This is a genomic window from Devosia sp., assembly GCF_041917035.1.
Taxonomy (GTDB): domain Bacteria; phylum Pseudomonadota; class Alphaproteobacteria; order Rhizobiales; family Devosiaceae; genus Devosia_A.
This window is the reverse complement of record NZ_JAYRYM010000057.1, coordinates 1-18,128: the sequence shown is the minus strand read 5'-3', so window position 1 is coordinate 18,128 and position 18,128 is coordinate 1. Positions and strand designations below refer to the sequence as shown.

Below are 18,128 nucleotides of genomic sequence, written 5' to 3'. Positions count from 1 at the left end.
GGCCCCGACATAGAGCCGGTGCGCCGGCTCGAACCCGGCCACGCTGCCGGTCTCGAGCATCAGGTGCGAGATCCCCTTCTCGCGGGCGAGGCCGGTGATCGCCTCGAGCAGCGCCGCGCCGACGCGCTTGCCGCGGATCTCCGGGCGGGTGTACATCCGCTTCACTTCGGCCATCTCAGCGGACTCGACCTTGAGCGCCCCCATGCCGACGGCTCGACCCGACTCGTCCCGCGCGACGAACAGCGTCGTCGCGGTGTCGGCCATCTGCTCGACGGTCATCTGGAACTGGAATTCCGGTGGCGACAGCGGGTTGAGATAGGCGTTCAGCTCACGCACCAGCTCGCGGACGTCGTCCTGCAGCGGCGTCTCGATCGCGATGCTGACCGGCATGGCCTACTCCACGACCTTGGGCACCATGAAGAAGTTGTCCTCCGTCAGCGGTGCATTGGCGACGACGCGATCCGGATAGCCGCCATCCGTCACCACATCGTCGCGCCGGCGCAGCTGCATCGGGGTCACCGACGTCATGGGCTCGACGCCGGAGACGTCCACCTCGCCCAGTTGCTCGACAAAGCCGAGTATCGCGTTGAGTTCCTCCTGGTAGCGGCCGACCTCGTCCTCCTCGATGCGGATGCGGGCCAGGCGGCCTATGCGCTTCACGGTCTTGGCGTCGACGGACATCTGGCGGCTCCGAAAGGCTCAACTGCGCGCGTTCTAGCAACGCCGGGCCTGCAAGAAAAACGAAAAGCGTTGATGGGCGCCATCAAACTTCCAGGGCCATCGCCGGTTCCAGCGCCACCAGCGAGGTCTCCTCCAGTCGGTCGCGCAGGGCGGCGAACACCGCATCCACCGCCGACTCCTCGCCGGCAAGGGCGATCAGGCGCGGCCGCATGTCCTGCAGCACCTCCGCCGACCGGCGCACGATATCGGCGCCGAGGATCACCACCACCGCCTCTTGTCCCCAGCGGCCGGTCCGCACCGGCTCGCCGGTGAGCAGCAGCAGCGGCGGCTCGGCGATTGCAGCGACCAGGGCTCCGCCCGCCACCCCATGCACCAGCACCTCGGGCAGGTCGGCCTCCTCGATCATCGCCCCGGCCCGGCGAGGCCGCCACAGAACCGGATCGATCTCGGGCAGGCCGGCCTCGAGCGAGAACGTCACGTCGGCCCCGGAGAGCAGTTCTTCCGGCACGACGCCGCCGGCCTCCCCGCCCCGAACCACGAGTATCCTGCCGCCGATGTGAATGCGGAGCGTCGTGCCGCCGAACCAGGTGAGTTTCATCGCTTGCCTCTTGCCCGGGGCACAGGTAGCCAAAGCTTTGGCGCAAGCAAAGGCGGAACATTTGACTGAACCCGGTGCGATGTCCCTTTCTGCCCTGCCCCCCGCCGGCAAGCTGCTCGGCCTCGATCTGGGCACCAAGACCATCGGCGTCGCGATCTCCGACGGCATGCGCTACTCGGCCACCCCGCTCGAGACCATCCGGCGCAGCAAGTTCACCCAGGACGCGATCCGCATCGACGAACTGATCGCCGAGAACCACGCTGTCGGCATCGTGCTCGGCCTGCCGCTCAACATGGATGGATCCGAGGGTCCGCGGGTGCAGTCGACGCGCGCCTTCGCGCGCAATCTCGCCGCCCGCATCTCCATCCCGATCGTCTTCTGGGACGAGCGTCTCTCGACGTCCGCCGTCACCCGCACACTGATCGAGGCCGATGTCCGGCGCGACAAGCGTGCCGAAGTCGTCGACAAGCTTGCCGCCAGCTACATCCTGCAGGGCGCACTCGAGCGGCTCCGCCGGGGATAACGGGACCGCTCGCTTGCCAGTCCCGGCCCCCTGCGATAGACCCCGGCAGCATTCGGAACGGAGCGGCATGGTCAACTCCCCGCCAGCAGCGGCCAGTGGCGGCCAAGCGGCCGTCCGGCCGCCATTCCCGCATCGCAATCTGCTCGCCATCAGCCAGCTCTCCCCCTTCGAGATCGTCGATCTGCTCGACCGGGCCGAGGCGATGATCCCGATCTCCCGCCAGCCGCGCAAGATCCTGCCGACACTCGCCGGCAAGACGCAGATCAACCTGTTCTTCGAGAACTCGACCCGGACCCAGGCCAGCTTCGAGATCGCCGGCAAGCGGCTCGGGGCCCAGGTCACCAACATGTCGGTGCGGACATCCTCGATCGCCAAGGGGGAGACCCTGATCGACACCGCCGCGACCCTCAATGCCATGCAGCCCGATGTCATCATTGTCCGGCACTCCGCGTCGGGCGCCGTCGAACTGCTGAGCCAGAAGGTCGGCTGCTCGGTGATCAACGCCGGCGACGGCGCGCACGAGCACCCGACCCAGGCGCTGCTCGATGCCCTGACCATTCGCCAGCACAAGGGCGACCTCGCCGGCCTTACCGTCGCCATCTGCGGCGATATCGCGAACTCGCGTGTCGCCCGCTCGAACCTGTTGCTGCTCGGAGCGCTGCAGGTCCGCACCCGGGTCGTCGCCCCGCGCACGTTGCTGCCGCGCGGTATCGAGGCGCTGTGCAGCGAGGTCCATACCGACATGCGCACCGGGCTGGCCGGCGCCGATGTCGTCATGATGCTCCGCCTGCAGCATGAGCGGGCCAGCGGCCGCATGATCCCCTCGGTGCGGGAATATTACCACTTCTACGGCCTCGACGCCGAAAAGCTCGCCTACGCCAAGCCGGACGTGATCGTCATGCACCCGGGGCCGATGAATCGCGGGGTCGAGATCGACCCGTCCATCGCCGATGGCCCCTACTCCGTGATCAACGAGCAGGTCGAGATGGGCGTCGCCGTCCGCATGGCCGTGCTCGACGCGCTCCTCGCCGATGCGAGGGTTGCGGCATGACCCGGCCTCTGGTGATCTCCAATGCCCGGATCGTCGACCCGGCGAGCGGTCGGGATGAGCCGGGTGCCCTGCTGATCGCGGACGGCCGCATAACCGACTTCTCCGCCGGCGCGCCGCCCGGACTGCCGGAGGGGGCAGAGCATCTCGACGCGCGCGGCCTCGTCGCGGCGCCGGGACTGATCGACATGCGCGTCTTCACCGGCGAGCCGGGTCACGAGTATCGCGAGAGCCTCGCCTCGGCCGGCGAGGCCGCGGCCGCGGGCGGGGTGACGAGCTTCGTGCTGATGCCTGACACCAGCCCGGTCATCGACGACGGCGCGCTGGTGGACTTCCTCTTGCGGCGCGCCGAAGCGACATGCGCGGTGAACGTCCTGCCCGCCGCCGCCATCACCCGCGGCCTGCGCGGCGAGGAGATCACCGAATTCGGGCTGCTCAAGGAGGCCGGGGCCATCTGCCTCACCGATGGCCGCGAGTCGATCCAGTCGGCCGGCCTGCTGCGCGCCGCTTTCAGCTACGCCCGCAATTTCGACCTTCCGGTCGTGCACCACACCGCGGATCGCACACTGGTCGGCGACGGGGTGATGAACGAAGGCACGCTCGCCACCATTTCCGGCCTCAAGGGCATCCCCATCGAGGCGGAGACGGTGCCGCTGGCGCGCGACCTGCAACTGGCCGCGCTCACCGGCGTGCGTTATCACGCGGCGCAGGTGTCGACGGGTGCTGCCGTGGCTTTGCTGGCCGCCGCGAGGCACAACGCTCAGGCGGTCACCTGCGGCATCTCGATCAACAACCTGGCGCTCAACGAGAATGACGTCGCGCCCTGGCGCACGTTCTTCAAGCTGGCGCCGCCTCTGCGTTCGGAGGACGACCGCCGCGCCGTGATCGAGGGGTTGAACGCCGGTGTCATCGACGTCATCCACTCGGCCCACGATCCGCAGGACAGCGAGGTCAAGCGCCGGCCGTTCGCCGAGGCCTCCGACGGGGCCATCGGGCTCGAGACCTTGCTGGCGGCCGCCCTGCGGCTGGTGCACTCGGGTGACGTCGCGCTGATGACCGTGCTGCGGGCCATGACCATCCGCCCGGCGGAAATCCTGGGACTCGCCTCGGGGCGGCTGGCGCCTGGCGCACCGGCCGACATCGTGCTGTTCGATCCGGAGTTTCCCTGGGTGGTGCGGGAGCGCGAACTCCGGTCGCGCTCGCGCAACACCGCGTTCGAGGGTGGCCGCATGCAGGGCGCCGTGATGCACACCCTCGTTGCGGGCCGCCGCGTCTTCAGCCATGCTGAGGCCAGCGGGGACAATCGACCATGACCTTCCTCATCGCAACCGCCATCGGCTACCTGCTCGGCTCGATCCCGTTCGGCCTGCTGCTCACCCGCGCTGCCGGCATCGACATCCGCAAGATCGGCTCGGGCAATATCGGCGCCACCAACGTGCTGCGCACCGGCAATCGCTGGATGGCGGCGGCGACGCTGCTGCTCGATGCCGGCAAGGGTGCTGCGGCCGTGCTCGTCGCCCGCTACTTTCTTGCCGGCGAGGTCGCCTCCACGGCGGCGGACATGATCGTCTACGGGGCCGGCGTCGGCGCCTTCTTCGGCCATGTCTTCCCGGTCTGGCTGGGGTTCAAGGGAGGCAAGGGCGTCGCCACCTATATCGGTGTGCTGCTCGGCCTGAACTGGATCGCCGGACTGGTCTTCTGCGGGGTCTGGCTGCTGATCGCCGTGACGAGACGGTTCTCCTCGCTCGCCGCTCTCACTGCCGCCGCGATGGCGCCGCTGTTTGCCTATGGCCTTGCGGCGAGCGAACAGTCGGCCCTGTACCTTGCCGCCGCCTGTGCCCTGATGACCATCGTTCTCTACGTCAAGCACTGGCCCAATATCCGCCGGCTCATCGACGGCACCGAGCCCAAGATCGGCGCCGACGGCCCCAGGGCGACCTGAGCCTTGGCGCGGAGCGGCATCGCGCTGACGCCGTCTCAACGCATTGCCTGGCTGCGCCTCATCCGCACCGAGAACGTCGGCCCGCAGACCTTTCGGCAGTTGCTGAACCGCGAAGGCTCCGCCGAAGCAGCCATCGCGGCGCTGCCGGTCCTTCTCAGCCGGGCTGGCACCTCAGCCCGCATCCCGTCGACCGGTGAGGCGGAAGACGAGATCGCCGCGCTGGCCCGGCTCGGCGGCAGGCTGGTCGGCATGGGCGAGCCGGACTACCCCGAATTGCTCCGCTACATTTCCGGCGTGCCGCCGCTGGTTGCCCTGATCGGCGGCGAGGCTCTCGACTGGCGCCGGACGGTTGCCATCGTCGGCGCCCGAAATGCCTCGGCCGCCGGCCAGAAGATGGCGCGCGTCCTCGCCGCCGACCTGGGCGAATCCCGCTATGTCGTCGTGTCCGGACTGGCGCGTGGGATCGACGCGGCTGCCCACCAGGCAGCGCTTCGCTCCGGCACGGTTGCCGTGCTCGCCGGCGGCATGGATCGGATCTACCCCTCCGAGAACATCCATCTGGCCCACGAGATCGTCGGGAACGGCGGCGCCCTGCTCACCGAGATGCCGCTCGGCTGGGAGCCGCGGGCCCGCGACTTCCCCCGGCGCAATCGCCTCGTTTCGGGACTAGCGCTCGGCACGGTGGTGGTGGAGGCGGCAAAGCGCTCGGGGTCGCTGATCACCGCCCGACTCGCGCTCGAACAGAACCGGGAGGTCTTCGCCGTGCCCGGCTCGCCGCTCGATCCGCGGGCCGAAGGCGGCAACGCACTGATCCAGCAGGGCGCCAAGCTGATCACCGGAGCCGACGACATCATCGAGACGCTGCGCGAGGCCGATCCCTCCCGGGTGAGCCTGCTCGAGCCGGACTGGCTGCCGGAAGCCGACGAGTTCGACTCCACCCCGCCTCGCGATGACGAGCGCGCCATCCTCGCCGACGCCCTGAGCCTGACGCCGATACCGGTCGACGATCTCGTGCGCACCACCGGGCTTGCCGTCTACCGAATGCAGGCCCTGCTGCTGGAACTCGATCTCGCCGGTCGGATCGAGTGGTCAAGCGGCCAGTTGGTTGCGCTGCGACCGTAGTCCGGCGTGTGCCGCCAGCACGGCGAAGCCGAGCCATACCGGTACGATGCGGGCGGCGCTGAGCAGCCCGTTACCGCTGAGAAGCCGGGGCAGCAGCAAATCCGCCAGGGGGTCCGGGTAGTTGGCGCCGGCGAACATGATGGTGCTGGCCGCGATCACCGACAACACGAGGCTCACCGCAAGCAGCGCCAGGACTGCCACCCTGGCCACGGGGCGCCGCGGCCAAGCGAAGGCCAGGGCAAGGCACAGCACCGGCAGCATCGCCACGAGGTGGCGCGGCCCCGTCGATGATCCCCCATCCCAGTAGTGATAGCCGGCGTTGATCAGCAGGTAGCACGCGGCAATCGTCGTCACGGCCAGCGCCGCCGTTCGCAGGCCGCGCCGCCACATGGCGAAGAGGCCGAGCGGAATCACCACCAGCACGGGCGCCAGCGGCAGCAGTCCGCGATAGCGACCGAACAGCAGTTCGATGAGCACCACCGGATTGGGCATCGTGATGCCGAACAGGCCTTCACGCATGCCCTCAAAGCCTACCACCTGCGCATAGCCGAGGCGGAACGGGGACTCGAAGGCGGCCCAGTTGTAGAGCAGCAGCGGCAGCAGCCCCAGGATGGCGCCGGCGCCGAAGGCCAGCGCGCACCGGGGCCGGGCCGCTCGGCAGGAGACGATCGCCACGGTGGCGACGGCGAGCGCCGCCGGTGCCGCCACCAGATCGATCGTCAGGGCGAGACCCAGCACCAGGCCGACGGCGACGGATCGCCCCACGGCACCGCGCAACTCGCCGACCAGGGCGATCGCAAGCGCGACCAGCAGGAGGACGCCGGTCGGCACATGACTGAACAATGCGGTCGCCCATCCGAAGTAGGGCGTTCCGAGGGTAAGTCCCGCCGCGGCGAAGAGTGCCCCGCCCTCGCTCGCACCGAGGCGCAGCGACAGCAGGTAGAGCACCGCCGCCCCGAGCGCCCCCAGGAGCGAGACCGTCGTGACGATTGCCGCCGTCGTATAGAGTGCAAAGCCCGCCTCGTCGCGACCGTCCCAGGGGCGTCCCGAGCGCTCGAGCAGGTTCCGGACGACCACCACTGCCGGGACCGCCAGCAAGGACAGACCCGGCGGCTTGTCGGCGTAGTAGCGACCGTTATGAAGCGCCTTGTCGACCGTCTCGGAGGCAAACTCGCCGATGTCCAGTTGCCCCCGGCTGAGCGCCAGCGCCAGGGCGACCCGGGTCACCTGCTGCGGATTGTAGAGGTCCTGGGGCGCGAAGGTGAAGTAGGCGAGGTAGGCCAACATGAAGATGATGGCTGCTTTGACGAACCGCATCGTGGCCGCCGGTCCCCTGATTGTGCAGGCAGAGGCTGGCAGGAATGGGTGAACTTTCTTCCCCTACGGGGAATGCTTTGGAGCGGCGGCATCTCGGTTGACAGCCCTACCCTGCTTCACCATGTTGCGCCGTCGTTCGAAGGCCACCGAAAGCACCGCACATGAAGCTCGTCATCGTTGAAAGTCCGGCTAAGGCCAAGACAATCAACAACTATCTCGGGAAGGACTACGAGGTCCTGGCGAGCTTCGGTCATGTGCGCGACCTGCCGGCCAAGGACGGGTCGGTGCTGCCCGAGGAGGACTTCGCAATGAGCTGGGAGGTCGATGCGGCCTCCCGCAAGCGGCTTTCCGACATCGGCAATGCCCTCAAGGCCGCCGACGAGCTGATCCTGGCAACCGACCCCGACCGTGAAGGCGAGGCCATATCCTGGCACGTACTCGACGTGCTGCGCGGCAAGAAGCTGCTCAGGGACAAGCCGGTCAGCCGCGTGGTGTTCAACGCCATCACCAAGTCCGCCATCACCGAGGCCATGCAGCATCCGCGGCAGATCGACGAACCCCTGGTCGATGCCTACCTCGCCCGCCGTGCGCTCGACTACCTGGTGGGCTTCACCCTCTCGCCCGTGTTGTGGCGCAAGCTCCCCGGCTCGCGCTCGGCCGGTCGCGTGCAATCGGTGGCGCTGCGGCTCGTCTGCGAGCGCGAGTCGGAAATCGAGCGCTTCCGACCCCAGGAGTACTGGTCGGTCGGCGCGCGTCTCAACGAGAAGGGCAAGACCTTCGAGGCGAGGCTCTATTCGGTCGACGGCAAGAAGACCGACAAGCTGGCCATTGCGTCTTCCGCAGAGGCCGAGGCGCTCAAGAGCGCCATCGAGGCGGGCGCCTTCAGCGTCACCGCCGTCGACAGGAAACCGACGAAGCGCAACCCCTACCCGCCCTTCACCACGTCGAGCCTGCAGCAGGATGCCTCGTCGCGACTCGGGTTCTCGCCCAGCCGCACCATGCAGATCGCGCAGCGGCTCTACGAGGAAGGCATCATCACCTACATGCGCACCGACGCCGTGCAGATGGCGCCGGAGGGCATCGAGCAGGCCCGTCGCGCCATCGTCAAATCGTTCGGTTCGGACTACCTGCCGGAGAAGGCCCGCGTCTACCAGACCAAGGCCAAGAACGCGCAGGAAGCGCACGAGGCCATCCGCCCGACCGACCTGTTCCGCCATCCGGACACGCTGCGGGGAGACGCGGACCGGCATCGGCTCTACGAGCTCATCTGGAAGCGCACCCTGGCCAGCCAGATGCGCTCGGCCGAGATCGAGCGGACGACCGCCGATATCGCGGTGTTCGCCACCAGCCGCGACATCGCCCTGCGCGCCGTGGGATCGGTCGTCACCTTCCCGGGCTTTCTCGCCCTCTACGGCATCGAGGCCGACGCGGACCGCGACGACGGCGACCAGGACAGCCGGGAACTGCCGCCGCTCGCCATGGGCGACCGCCCGCGCCTCGAGGAAGCGCTGATCGAGCAGCACTTCACGCAGCCGCCGCCGCGCTACACCGAGGCCAGCCTGATCAAGAAGATGGAGGAACTCGGCATCGGCCGTCCCTCCACCTACGCCGCGACGATGAGCGTGCTTCAGGACCGCAACTACGTGCGGCTCGACAAGCGCACCCTCATCCCGGAGGACCGCGGCCGGATCGTCACGGCATTCCTCGAGAGTTTCTTCAACCGCTACGTCGAGTACGGCTTCACCGCGCAGCTCGAGGAACAGCTCGACCTGATCTCGGATGGCAAGCTGGCCTGGAAGGACGTGCTGCGCCAGTTCTGGGCCGAGTTCTCGGCGCATGTCGAGCAGATCAAGGACCTGCGGGTATCCGAGGTGCTCGATGCCCTCAACGACCTGCTGGCCGACCACATTTTCCCCGCCAAGGCCGACGGCTCGGATCCGCGCCGGTGTCCGACCTGCGGGACCGGCCAGTTGTCGCTCAAGCTGGGCAAGTTCGGCGCCTTCATCGGCTGCTCGAATTATCCGGAGTGCCGGCACACGATGCAGCTGTCGGACGCCGCGACCGGCGCCGGCAGCGAGGCCGCCGGAGACGGCATCCTCGGGACGGATCCCGACAGCGGCCTCGAGGTGGCATTGAAGTCCGGGCGCTTCGGACCATATGTGCAACTGGGCAGCGGCGACGAGCCGAAGCGATCATCGCTTCCCAAGGGCTGGACACCCGACTCCCTCACACTCGAAGGAGCGCTGCGGCTGCTATCGCTGCCGCGCGAAGTGGGGGCCCACCCGGAGACCGGCAAGCCGATCTCCGCCGGCATCGGGCGCTACGGGCCGTTCGTTCTGCATGACGGAACCTACGCAAACCTGTCCGACGCGGAGGAAGTCTTCACCGTCGGCCTGAACCGGGCTGTCGATTTGCTGGCCCAGAAGGCGGCGGGCGGCGGACGCTTCGGCAAGGGACGGGCCGGAGCCATCGCCGCGATCAAGAGCTTCGAGCACGAGGCCGGCCCGATCGCCGTTCGGGCAGGCCGCTATGGTCCCTACGTGAATCAGGGCAAGGTCAACGCGACACTGCCCAAGGAACTGAAGCCCGAGGACGTGACGCTCGAGCAGGCGCTCGAGTTGATCGCCGCCAAGGGTGGCGCCTCGGCAGCAAGGAAACCCGCGTCGCGGACGACCGGCGCCAAGATTGCCCCGGCGAAGAGGGCCCCGGCGAAGAAGGCGGCGGCAAAGCAACCCGCGGCCAAGGCTGTGAAGCCAAAGGCCGCGCCGAAGAAAAAGACCGCGGAGGTCTGAACTCTCCACGAGGGCTGTCCCGCAAGGGCGGGTAGTCCTTCTCAGGGCCTCCGCCAACAACGGGGATCCTCGCATCGGCGGGGATCATCCCGAGCGTGAACATGGCTCAGAAAAGCAGAACAACCCCTCCCCCCAAGGGCCCGCGACAATACCTCGTCGGTGCCCTGCCCAGCCGCGAGGCCATTCTCGAGGCGATGGCGCAGTTTCCCGATCTCGACGGCAAGCGCGACCTCGCGCGGCATTTCGGCATCAAGGGCGACATGCGAACCCCCTTCAAGGTGCTGCTCAAGCAGATGGAGGGCGAGGGCCACCTCGCCCGGCGGCGCAAGCAGATACGGCGCACGGCAGCACTCCCCGCCGTCACCGTCCTCGATATCCCGGCCGACGCCGATCCGGAGGCTCTGCACGCCTTTCCGGCCCAGTGGACCGAGGAGGACGGCGAGCCCCCGCGGGTTCTCGTGCTGACCCCACCGAATGCCCGGGTCGCCCCCGGACCGGGGGATCGCATCCTCGCCCGCATCGACGCCGGGGACGGCGACCTGCCGCACTACGCGGCCAAGGCGATGAAGATCCTCGACAAGCCGCGCCGGGGCCAGATTGGCATCGTGCGCCTGGACGAGGACGGCGCCCGTCTCGTCCCTGTCGACCGCAAGCAGAAGGAAATGCGCATCGACCGCGGCGATACCGCCGGCGCCGCGGATGGGGACCTGGTCGAGGTCGAGGTCCGCGTCTCCGGCCGGCTGATGATCCCCAAGGCACGGGTCGTGAGCGTGATCGGCAACCCCAGGAGCGAGGGCGCCGTCTCCCTGATCGCCATCCATTCCCTCGACATTCCCTACCGGTTTCCGGCGACTGTCCTCAAGGACTCCGAGGAGGCGCAGCAGGCCACGCTGAAGGGCCGCGAGGACTGGCGCCACCTGCCGCTCGTCACCATCGACCCGTTCGACGCCAAGGACCACGACGACGCCGTCTATGCCGAGCCCGACACCTCTGCCGACAATCCGGGCGGACACCTCGTCTACGTGGCCATCGCCGACGTGGCCGCCTATGTCCGCCCCGGCACGGCGCTCGACCGCGAGGCCTACCTGCGCGGCAACTCGGTCTACTTCCCCGACCGGGTCGTGCCGATGCTGCCCGAGCGCATCTCGAACGACCTGTGTTCACTGCGCGAAGGGGAGAGCCGTCCTTCGCTGGCGGTTCGCATGGTCTTCGACCAGGACGGTCGCAAGCGCAGCCACAGCTTCCACCGGGTGCTGTTTCGATCGGCCGCCAAGCTCAACTACCAGCAGGCCCAGGCCGCCATCGACGGCCGGCCCGACGACAAGACCGGCCCCATACTCGATACGATCCTGAGACCGCTATGGGCAGCCTACGCCACCATGACGAGGGCGCGCGACAGGCGCGGACCGCTCGACCTCGACCTGCCCGAACGCAAGATCATCCTCGATGGCAACGGGATGGTTGCCGACGTTCACGTGCCGGAGCGGCTCGACGCCCACCGGCTGATCGAGGAGATGATGATCGCGGCCAATGTCGCGGCCGCAGAGACCCTCGAAAAGCACCGCAGCGCCCTGCTCTACCGGGTGCATGACTCGCCCAGCGAGGAGAAGCTCGCGGGCCTGCGGGACTTTCTCGCCTCGCTCGATCTCGCCTTCAGCCGTTCCGATGCCGTTCGTCCGGCAGATTTCAACCGGGTCCTCGACAAGGCGCGAGAGGCCGGCAAGATCCAGCAGGTCTCCGAGATCGTGCTGCGCACGCAGGCGCAGGCCGAGTACGCGGCCGAGAACTACGGCCATTTCGGCCTCAACCTCGATCGCTACGCGCACTTCACCTCACCGATCCGGCGCTATGCGGACCTGATCGTGCACAGGGCATTGATTGCCGCCCTCGGTTTGGGCGATGACGGGCTGACCGACGGCGAAGTGGCGCGCCTCGAGGGCATTGCCCAGCACATCTCCTCGACCGAGCGGCGCGCCATGCTGGCCGAGCGCGAGACCGTCGACCGGCTGCTCGCGCACTTCCTTGCGGAGCGCCTCGGCAGTCATTTCGAAGGCCGCATATCCGGTGTCACCAAGTCCGGCCTGTTCGTTCGCCTGCTCGACACCGGGGCGGACGGCTTCATCCCCGCATCGACCATCGGCATGGACTTCTACCGATTCGTCGAAGAGCAGCAGGCGCTGGTCGGAGACCATACCGGGGAGACATTCCGCATCGGCGATCCGGTGAGCGTGCGGCTTCTCGAAGTCGCTCCGCTGGCGGGAGCCCTCCGCTTCGAACTCCTCAGCGAGGGCAGCCGCGGCGATCCGTCATCTGTTCGGGGTGGCCGCAAGCCGCCATCTAGGGGCAAATCCAGATCGGCAAGCCATCGCAGGCCTGCCAGGAAGACGAGGTAAGCATGTCGCTGGGAATCGAGCTCGACAGACCCCGTCGCGCGCTCGGCCGCGCCATCGGCAACGGCATCAGGTGCCGGTGTCCCCGATGCGGCGCGGGCAAGCTCTACCGCGGCTATTTGAAGGTCGTCGACAGCTGCGACATGTGCGGGGAGGACCTCAGCCACGCTCGGGCGGACGACTTCCCGCCCTATATCGCCATCTTCATCGTCGGGCACGTGCTGGTCGGGTGGATGCTGCATGCCGAGATGAGTGGTCCCGTCGACCCGATGTTCTACGTGTGGACGATGATCCCGATGGCGGTTCTGCTGCCGCTGGCCCTGCTGCCCTCGATCAAGGGCGCGGTGGTTGGGCTGCAATGGGCCAACTACATGCACGGGTTCGATCCATCACACGATGACCCGGCGTCACCGGACCGGCTGTAGCCGTCAATCGCCTTGACATCCGGTCGCAAATCCGTAGTTTGCGGCCAAATTTGAGCGGCCGTCGTGCCGGGTGAATTCAGCGCCGCGCGGCAAACCGCGCGGCAAGCCGTTTCAAGGAACGTGAACCATGGCCAAAGCCGTATCTCTGAAGATCAAGCTCGTGTCGACCGCCGACACTGGCTACTACTACGTCACCAAGAAGAACTCCCGGACGCAGACCGAGAAGCTCAGCTTCAAGAAGTACGATCCGGTGGTGCGCAAGCACGTCGAGTTCAAGGAAGCCAAGATCAAGTAGTGGTGCGGCAAGCGCCGGACCGAACGAGACCCCGCACTCCGGTGCGGGGTTTTTGTTTGGCCTGTCCGATCCGGCGGAAACAGCAACGCCCGCCCCTCGTGTCGAGGAGCGGGCGTCTGGAATAGTGGCTGGTCCGAAGCGGCATGTCGAAGAGGCCACTCTTGTCCGCTGCGGACCAGCCGCCCTACGGACCCAGGAGTTGCGGCGGACCTGAGGAGAACCGTAGGGTGTCTGGTGAGGCACGCCAGTCGCCCGGCGCGTTCTCGATGCGCCAACCTACACAACTGCCATTGTGGCATGAAGCGTTAGCCAACAACGTAACTAATCGTTAACCTTAATCGGCCCGCGCAGCGCGGCCCCCGGCGGCTGCGGAACGGCCGCCGAACTCAGGCGGCGTCGAAAACCACGCGGTTGCGCCCTTCCCGCTTGGCCCTGTAGAGCGCCACGTCGGCCCGCTTCAGCATGACCTCGGGCGTGTCCGAATCGTGCTCGTTGAGGGCGACGCCGACGGATACCGTCACGGCAAGCGGCCGCCCGCCACCCGCGTCGAACCCCTTCTCGGCAACGGCCGCCCGTACGCGCTCGGCAACGCTCTGCGCCTGCTGGAAATCGGTGTCCGGCATTAGGACGACGAACTCCTCGCCGCCGAAGCGGCAGGCCAGGTCGACACCGCGGATGTTGCGGCGCAACCGATTGGCGAATTCCCTCAGCACGGAATCGCCCGTGTCATGCCCGTGGGTGTCGTTGACGGACTTGAAGAAATCCATGTCGATCAGCATGACCGCCATGTCACGGTCCTGCTGCTGCGCCTTCTCGAGCATCAGCGACAGGTGCCGATCGAAATAGCGGCGGTTGTAGAGGCCGGTCAGCTCGTCGGTGACCGCCAGCGCGAGCGTATTGGTGACGCTCTGCCGCAACTCGACCGCGTAGCGCTGGCGGCGGATCTGCGTGCGAACCCTGGCCAGCAGTTCGTTGCGCTCGACCGGCCGCATGATGAAGTCGTTGACCCCGAGGTCGAGTCCGCGCACGACACGCGGGCGGTCGTCCTCTTCGGCCACGAGGATGATGGGGAGCGTGCGGGTCGTCTCCGCGGTGCGCATCTGCGAACAGACGCGAAGGGGATCGAAATCGGCCAGCGACATCGACACCAGGGCCAGTTCGTAGTCGCCGCCACTGACCGCCAGCGCCGCATCCGCGGGACTGGTCAGCACGTCGACGCGATTGGTCGGCGCCAGGAAGGCGCGCAGCCGTTCCGCATGGCGCGCGTCGGTATCGATGATCAGGAGGCGCCCGCCTTCGGAGTCGATCGAGGCCATGGCGCGCATCGCGTCCTCGATGGCGATCTCCTGGCCGGTGATGGCGCGGGCGCGCAACTCGTCGGTCAGCGCCTTCAGCCGCACGAGGCTCTTCACCCGGGCCATCAGCTGCACGTCGTCGACCGGCTTGGTCAGGAAGTCATCCGCGCCGACCTCGAGGCCGCGCACCCGGTCGGACGGTTGATCGAGGGCCGTGACCATCAGCACCGGAATGTGGCTCGTGTGCGCGTCCGACTTCAGCCTGCGGCAGACTTCGAAGCCGTCCATGCCGGGCATCATCACATCGAGCAGAACGATGTCGACATCCTCGCCGGCGCAGATTCGCAGCGCCTCGAGCCCCGACGACGCAGTGAGCACCTCGAAGTACTCGGCCGAAAGCCGCGCCTCCAGCAGACGCACATTCGTCGGGATATCGTCGACGATCAGCACGCGCGCCGTCAAAGAGCCACAACCCCCACGATTTCGGGAAAAACGCCCGTCGGCCAGCTAGTTGGCCGTGCCAATGTAGCGGGCAATCGTTTCCAAAAAGTGAGGCACGGAGATCGGTTTGGAGATGTAGCCCTCGCACCCGCCCTGCAGGATGCGCTCCTCGTCGCCCTTCATCGCGAACGCCGTCACGGCGATCACGGGAATGGGCGCGAGCTCCTCGTCTTCCTTGAGCCATTTGGTGACCACAAGTCCGGACACCTCGGGCAGCTGGATGTCCATCAGGATCAGGTCCGGGTGATGGGCCCTTGCCAGGTCGAGAGCCTCCATGCCGTTGCGGGTCTGGATGATGGCGTAGCCGCGCGATTCCAGCAGGTCGTTGAAGAGCTTCATGTTGAGCTCGTTGTCTTCGACGATCATCACTGTCTTGGGCATGGGGACTCGCTTCTGCCCTCTGGGCATGCGGGCAGGCACTCGTTTTCTGCCCGAAGTTCAGAGTAACATCAATGCCGTTACGAAAGCGCCAACGCCCCGCCCGAGGCCAGCCTGTTGATCAAGTCCGCACCACTGACATCCCGCGCGCTCGGCGAACTCTGCCTGCACTTCCTGGCTGAGAATCCGCCACAGCTGGCCGAGTTCATGACCATGACCGGCTACTCCCCGGACGGACTGCGCCAGGCCGCCGGAAAGCCCGGACTCGACCGCGGCCTGATCGACTACTTCGCGGCCTCCGAGCCCCTGCTGCTCGCCCTGTGCGCCAATAACGGCCTGCGGCCCGATGACTTCATGCGCGTCTGGGCTCGCCTGAACCCCGCCGGATGACACCATGGCCGGTCTCTGCCGCGACTGTCTGCAGATGATCGATGCCGGCGGGCCGGCCCGACGCTGCCCGTCATGCGGTTCGCCTCGCCTGATCGTCCACGATGAACTGACCGCCCTCGCCATCGCGCATGTCGACTGCGATGCGTTCTACGCATCGGTGGAAAAGCGCGACGACCCCGCCCTGCGCGACCGGCCCCTCATCATCGGCGGCGGCACCCGAGGCGTCGTCTCGACCTGCTGCTACATCGCCCGCCAGTACGGCGTCCGGTCGGCCATGCCGATGTTCCGGGCGAAGGAACTCTGTCCCGATGCGGTGGTGATCCCGCCGAACATGCGCAAGTACGTTGCCGTCAGCCGTGCCATCCGCGTCCTGATGGACGAGCTGACGCCGCTGGTCGAACCGCTCTCCATCGACGAGGCCTTCCTCGATCTGTCGGGCACGGAGACCCTGCATCGGGCGTCCCCCGCACTGTCCCTTGCCAGGTTTGCCCGGCGGGTGGAGGCCGAGATCGGCGTGACGGTGTCGGTGGGCCTCAGCCACAACAAGTTTCTCGCCAAGCTGGCCTCGGACCTCGACAAGCCGCGCGGCTTCGCGGTCATCGGCCGCGCCGAAACCCTGTCGTTCCTGGCGCGGCAGCCGGTCAGCCTGATCTTCGGCGTCGGCAAGGTGTTCTCGGAGACGTTGCGTCGGGACGGCTATGAGACCATCGGCCAGTTGCAGCAGACACCGGTCGAGACGCTGATCCGGCGCTATGGCGACGCCGGGGCGCGGCTGGCGCGACTGGCCCGTGGCGAAGACGCCCGGCAGGTTTCGGTGGATGGAGCATCGAAGTCCGTGTCGACCGAGACCACCTTTTCCGCCGACCTCAAGGACTACGAGGCGCTCTCCACCGAGCTCCTGGCGCTCTGCGAACGCCTGTCCGAGCGCACGAAGGCCAGCCGGCTCGTCGGCGACACCGTCACGCTCAAGCTGAAGTCGGCGGGATTCCGCTTGCGCACCCGCGCCCGGCACTTGATGATTCCGACGCAACTTGCGAACGTGATTTACGAATCCGGGCTACAGCTGCTGCAGCGCGAGGTCGATGGTACCGCCTTCCGGCTCATCGGCATCGGGCTCTCGGGCCTGGCCGCGGACAGTGGCGCGGACGATCCGATCGATCTCGTCGAACCCGGGGTGGCCCGCCGTGCCGCGGCGGAACGCGCCATCGATCGGGTCCGCGAGCGGTTCGGCCGAGATGCAGTGATCCGCGGCAAGCTGTATGATCGCGACAAGGCCCGGACCGCCGGGGACAAGATGAAACAGGACCGAGAGAAACCAGAATGACCAATCCCGTCGACAAGCTTCGTGAGTACGGCTACGAGCTGCCCAAGCCCAAGGCTCCTGTCGCGACCTATATCCCCGTCACCCGTACCGGCAACATCGTCTACGTCTCGGGACAGATCTCCTCGAGCGACCAGGGCGTGGTCTCGGGCAAGCTCGGCGACACCATGAACGTCGTGCAGGGCGGCAACGCCGCCGAACTGGCCGCGGTGAACTTCCTCAGCCAGATCGCCTACAGCGCCGGCGTCGACCTCGCCAAGGTGCGGCGGGTGCTCAAGCTGACCGTGTTCGTCAACTCCACCCCGGACTTCGCCGAGCACCACCTCGTCGCCAACGGCGCCTCGAACCTGATCGTCGGCGTATTGGGCGACAAGGGCAAGCACGCCCGTTCCGCCGTGGGGATGGCCGCCCTGCCGCTGGGCGCCGCGGTCGAGGTCGAGGGCATCGTCGAGGTCGAGGATTGACGCAAGGCTGTCATCGGGGCCTGCTAGCGCCGCCGCGACCGCAACCCCAAGTGATAGCCGCCTTCCATGTGCGCCAAACCCATCTTCGACCGTCCGATCGCTCACCGAGGGCTGCATGACCGCGGCCGGGGCGTGATCGAAAACTCCGCCAGCGCATTCGCGGCAGCCATCGAGCACGGCTACGCCATCGAGTGCGACGTGCAATTGAGCCGCGACGGCATTCCTATCATCTTCCACGACGACGACCTCGATCGCCTCACCGGCGTTCCGGGCCCGGTCGGCGTCCGCACGGCGGCGGAGCTGGAAACCTTCAGGTTGCTCGGCAGTTCGGCCGGCGACGCCCCTCCCCGCCTGTCCGACTTCCTGGCTCAGGTTGGCGGGCGCGTCATGCTGCAGGTCGAGCTCAAGCAGCAGCCCGATGCCGCGGCCACCGAGGTTCTGGCGCAGACGGTGATGGATGCCCTCAAGGGCTATCGCGGCCCGGTCACCCTGGAGTCGTTCGATCCCAACCTGCTGGTGGCGGTGAGAAAGCGCGGCGCCCACATGCCGGTGGGCATCGTCACCTATGGCTATGACGAACCCGAGTGGGACCAGCAGCTGACCGGTTCGCAGCGCTTCGTGCTGAGGCACCTGCTGCACTGGCCGC

General features: G+C 67.5%; 19 protein-coding genes. 13 read left to right on the top strand and 6 right to left on the bottom strand.

What is annotated here, in order from left to right; all coding sequences use genetic code 11:
* The 3 genes from ACE3TU_RS08460 to ACE3TU_RS08450 all read right to left on the bottom strand — a co-directional run.
* Positions 1–390, bottom strand: a 390-nt coding sequence (locus ACE3TU_RS08460; protein ID WP_374622726.1) for a GNAT family N-acetyltransferase, incomplete at its 3' end; no start/stop codon positions are given.
* Positions 391–393: 3 nt separating this feature from the next.
* The gene (gatC, locus tag ACE3TU_RS08455) at positions 394–681 is read right to left on the bottom strand and encodes an Asp-tRNA(Asn)/Glu-tRNA(Gln) amidotransferase subunit GatC (protein WP_374622724.1); all 288 of its coding nucleotides are present in this window, start codon (positions 679–681) and stop codon (positions 394–396) included.
* Between the two features lie 82 nt (positions 682–763).
* Positions 764–1,279 (bottom strand): hypothetical protein, encoded by a 516-nt coding sequence (locus ACE3TU_RS08450; protein WP_374622721.1) that lies wholly within the window; start codon positions 1,277–1,279, stop codon positions 764–766.
* Between the two features lie 79 nt (positions 1,280–1,358).
* Here ACE3TU_RS08450 and ruvX point away from each other — a divergent pair, with 79 nt between their 5' ends.
* The 5 genes from ruvX to dprA all read left to right on the top strand — a co-directional run bounded on the left by ruvX (position 1,359) and on the right by dprA (position 5,914).
* Positions 1,359–1,802, top strand: a complete 444-nt coding sequence (gene ruvX / locus ACE3TU_RS08445) for a Holliday junction resolvase RuvX (RefSeq protein WP_374622718.1) — start codon at positions 1,359–1,361, stop codon at positions 1,800–1,802.
* A 67-nt stretch (positions 1,803–1,869) separates the two neighbouring features.
* On the top strand, positions 1,870–2,853 hold the full coding sequence (locus ACE3TU_RS08440; RefSeq protein ID WP_374622716.1) for an aspartate carbamoyltransferase catalytic subunit: 984 nt from the start codon (positions 1,870–1,872) through the stop codon (positions 2,851–2,853).
* Positions 2,850–4,163 carry a dihydroorotase gene (gene pyrC / locus ACE3TU_RS08435; protein WP_374622713.1) on the top strand — a complete coding sequence of 438 codons (1,314 nt, stop codon included), beginning with the start codon at positions 2,850–2,852 and terminating at the stop codon, positions 4,161–4,163. The genes ACE3TU_RS08440 and pyrC overlap by 4 nt, the downstream gene beginning before the upstream one ends.
* The gene (plsY, locus tag ACE3TU_RS08430; protein ID WP_374622710.1) at positions 4,160–4,792 is read left to right on the top strand and encodes a glycerol-3-phosphate 1-O-acyltransferase PlsY; all 633 of its coding nucleotides are present in this window, start codon (positions 4,160–4,162) and stop codon (positions 4,790–4,792) included. Before pyrC ends, plsY begins: the two co-directional genes overlap by 4 nt.
* Before the next feature lie 3 nt (positions 4,793–4,795).
* Complete coding sequence (gene dprA / locus ACE3TU_RS08425; protein ID WP_374622708.1) at positions 4,796–5,914, top strand: DNA-processing protein DprA; 1,119 nt, start codon at positions 4,796–4,798, stop codon at positions 5,912–5,914.
* Here dprA and ACE3TU_RS08420 read toward each other — a convergent pair.
* The gene (locus tag ACE3TU_RS08420) at positions 5,882–7,231 is read right to left on the bottom strand and encodes a hypothetical protein (protein WP_374622705.1); all 1,350 of its coding nucleotides are present in this window, start codon (positions 7,229–7,231) and stop codon (positions 5,882–5,884) included. The two genes, dprA and ACE3TU_RS08420, sit on opposite strands and share 33 nt — an antisense overlap.
* Before the next feature lie 161 nt (positions 7,232–7,392).
* On the opposite strand from ACE3TU_RS08420, the gene topA reads away from it, so the two are divergent.
* From topA to rpmG, 4 genes are all read left to right on the top strand, one after another.
* Positions 7,393–10,023: a type I DNA topoisomerase gene (gene topA, locus ACE3TU_RS08415; protein ID WP_374622702.1), complete on the top strand. Its 2,631-nt coding sequence runs from the start codon at positions 7,393–7,395 to the stop codon at positions 10,021–10,023.
* A gap of 101 nt (positions 10,024–10,124) precedes the next feature.
* The gene (rnr, locus tag ACE3TU_RS08410) at positions 10,125–12,416 is read left to right on the top strand and encodes a ribonuclease R (RefSeq protein WP_374622699.1); all 2,292 of its coding nucleotides are present in this window, start codon (positions 10,125–10,127) and stop codon (positions 12,414–12,416) included.
* Positions 12,417–12,418: 2 nt separating this feature from the next.
* Positions 12,419–12,838 (top strand): DUF983 domain-containing protein, encoded by a 420-nt coding sequence (locus ACE3TU_RS08405; protein WP_374622697.1) that lies wholly within the window; start codon positions 12,419–12,421, stop codon positions 12,836–12,838.
* Between the two features lie 127 nt (positions 12,839–12,965).
* Positions 12,966–13,133 (top strand): 50S ribosomal protein L33, encoded by a 168-nt coding sequence (gene rpmG, locus ACE3TU_RS08400; RefSeq protein ID WP_273959475.1) that lies wholly within the window; start codon positions 12,966–12,968, stop codon positions 13,131–13,133.
* A gap of 386 nt (positions 13,134–13,519) precedes the next feature.
* Here the strand turns inward: rpmG and ACE3TU_RS08395 are convergent, their stop codons facing one another.
* Together ACE3TU_RS08395 and ACE3TU_RS08390 are read right to left on the bottom strand one after the other, a co-directional pair.
* Positions 13,520–14,890 (bottom strand): PleD family two-component system response regulator, encoded by a 1,371-nt coding sequence (locus ACE3TU_RS08395; protein ID WP_374622693.1) that lies wholly within the window; start codon positions 14,888–14,890, stop codon positions 13,520–13,522.
* 45 nt (positions 14,891–14,935) lie between these two features.
* A complete protein-coding gene (locus ACE3TU_RS08390; RefSeq protein WP_374622690.1) occupies positions 14,936–15,310 on the bottom strand; it encodes a response regulator in 375 nt (124 codons plus the stop codon).
* A gap of 114 nt (positions 15,311–15,424) precedes the next feature.
* Here ACE3TU_RS08390 and ACE3TU_RS08385 point away from each other — a divergent pair, with 114 nt between their 5' ends.
* The 4 genes from ACE3TU_RS08385 to ACE3TU_RS08370 all read left to right on the top strand — a co-directional run.
* Positions 15,425–15,697: a DUF3572 family protein gene (locus ACE3TU_RS08385; protein ID WP_374622687.1), complete on the top strand. Its 273-nt coding sequence runs from the start codon at positions 15,425–15,427 to the stop codon at positions 15,695–15,697.
* A 4-nt stretch (positions 15,698–15,701) separates the two neighbouring features.
* A complete protein-coding gene (locus ACE3TU_RS08380; protein WP_374622684.1) occupies positions 15,702–17,021 on the top strand; it encodes a DNA polymerase IV in 1,320 nt (439 codons plus the stop codon).
* Complete coding sequence (locus tag ACE3TU_RS08375) at positions 17,018–17,482, top strand: RidA family protein (RefSeq protein WP_374622681.1); 465 nt, start codon at positions 17,018–17,020, stop codon at positions 17,480–17,482. Before ACE3TU_RS08380 ends, ACE3TU_RS08375 begins: the two co-directional genes overlap by 4 nt.
* A 66-nt stretch (positions 17,483–17,548) precedes the next feature.
* On the top strand, positions 17,549–18,128 hold a 580-nt coding region (locus ACE3TU_RS08370; protein WP_374622678.1), incomplete at its 3' end, for a glycerophosphodiester phosphodiesterase family protein.

Bases quoted from the DNA above. Each gene is read 5' to 3' on its own strand.
- gatC (WP_374622724.1), bottom strand. From the start codon at position 681: ATGTCCGTCGACGCCAAGACCGTGAAGCGCATAGGCCGCCTGGCCCGC.
- ACE3TU_RS08450 (WP_374622721.1), bottom strand. From the start codon at position 1,279: ATGAAACTCACCTGGTTCGGCGGCACGACGCTCCGCATTCACATCGGC.
- ruvX (WP_374622718.1), top strand. From the start codon at position 1,359: ATGTCCCTTTCTGCCCTGCCCCCCGCCGGCAAGCTGCTCGGCCTCGAT.
- ACE3TU_RS08440 (WP_374622716.1), top strand. From the start codon at position 1,870: ATGGTCAACTCCCCGCCAGCAGCGGCCAGTGGCGGCCAAGCGGCCGTC.
- pyrC (WP_374622713.1), top strand. From the start codon at position 2,850: ATGACCCGGCCTCTGGTGATCTCCAATGCCCGGATCGTCGACCCGGCG.
- plsY (WP_374622710.1), top strand. From the start codon at position 4,160: ATGACCTTCCTCATCGCAACCGCCATCGGCTACCTGCTCGGCTCGATC.
- ACE3TU_RS08420 (WP_374622705.1), bottom strand. From the start codon at position 7,231: ATGCGGTTCGTCAAAGCAGCCATCATCTTCATGTTGGCCTACCTCGCC.
- topA (WP_374622702.1), top strand. From the start codon at position 7,393: ATGAAGCTCGTCATCGTTGAAAGTCCGGCTAAGGCCAAGACAATCAAC.
- rnr (WP_374622699.1), top strand. From the start codon at position 10,125: ATGGCTCAGAAAAGCAGAACAACCCCTCCCCCCAAGGGCCCGCGACAA.
- ACE3TU_RS08405 (WP_374622697.1), top strand. From the start codon at position 12,419: ATGTCGCTGGGAATCGAGCTCGACAGACCCCGTCGCGCGCTCGGCCGC.
- rpmG (WP_273959475.1), top strand. From the start codon at position 12,966: ATGGCCAAAGCCGTATCTCTGAAGATCAAGCTCGTGTCGACCGCCGAC.
- ACE3TU_RS08390 (WP_374622690.1), bottom strand. From the start codon at position 15,310: ATGCCCAAGACAGTGATGATCGTCGAAGACAACGAGCTCAACATGAAG.
- ACE3TU_RS08380 (WP_374622684.1), top strand. From the start codon at position 15,702: ATGGCCGGTCTCTGCCGCGACTGTCTGCAGATGATCGATGCCGGCGGG.
- ACE3TU_RS08375 (WP_374622681.1), top strand. From the start codon at position 17,018: ATGACCAATCCCGTCGACAAGCTTCGTGAGTACGGCTACGAGCTGCCC.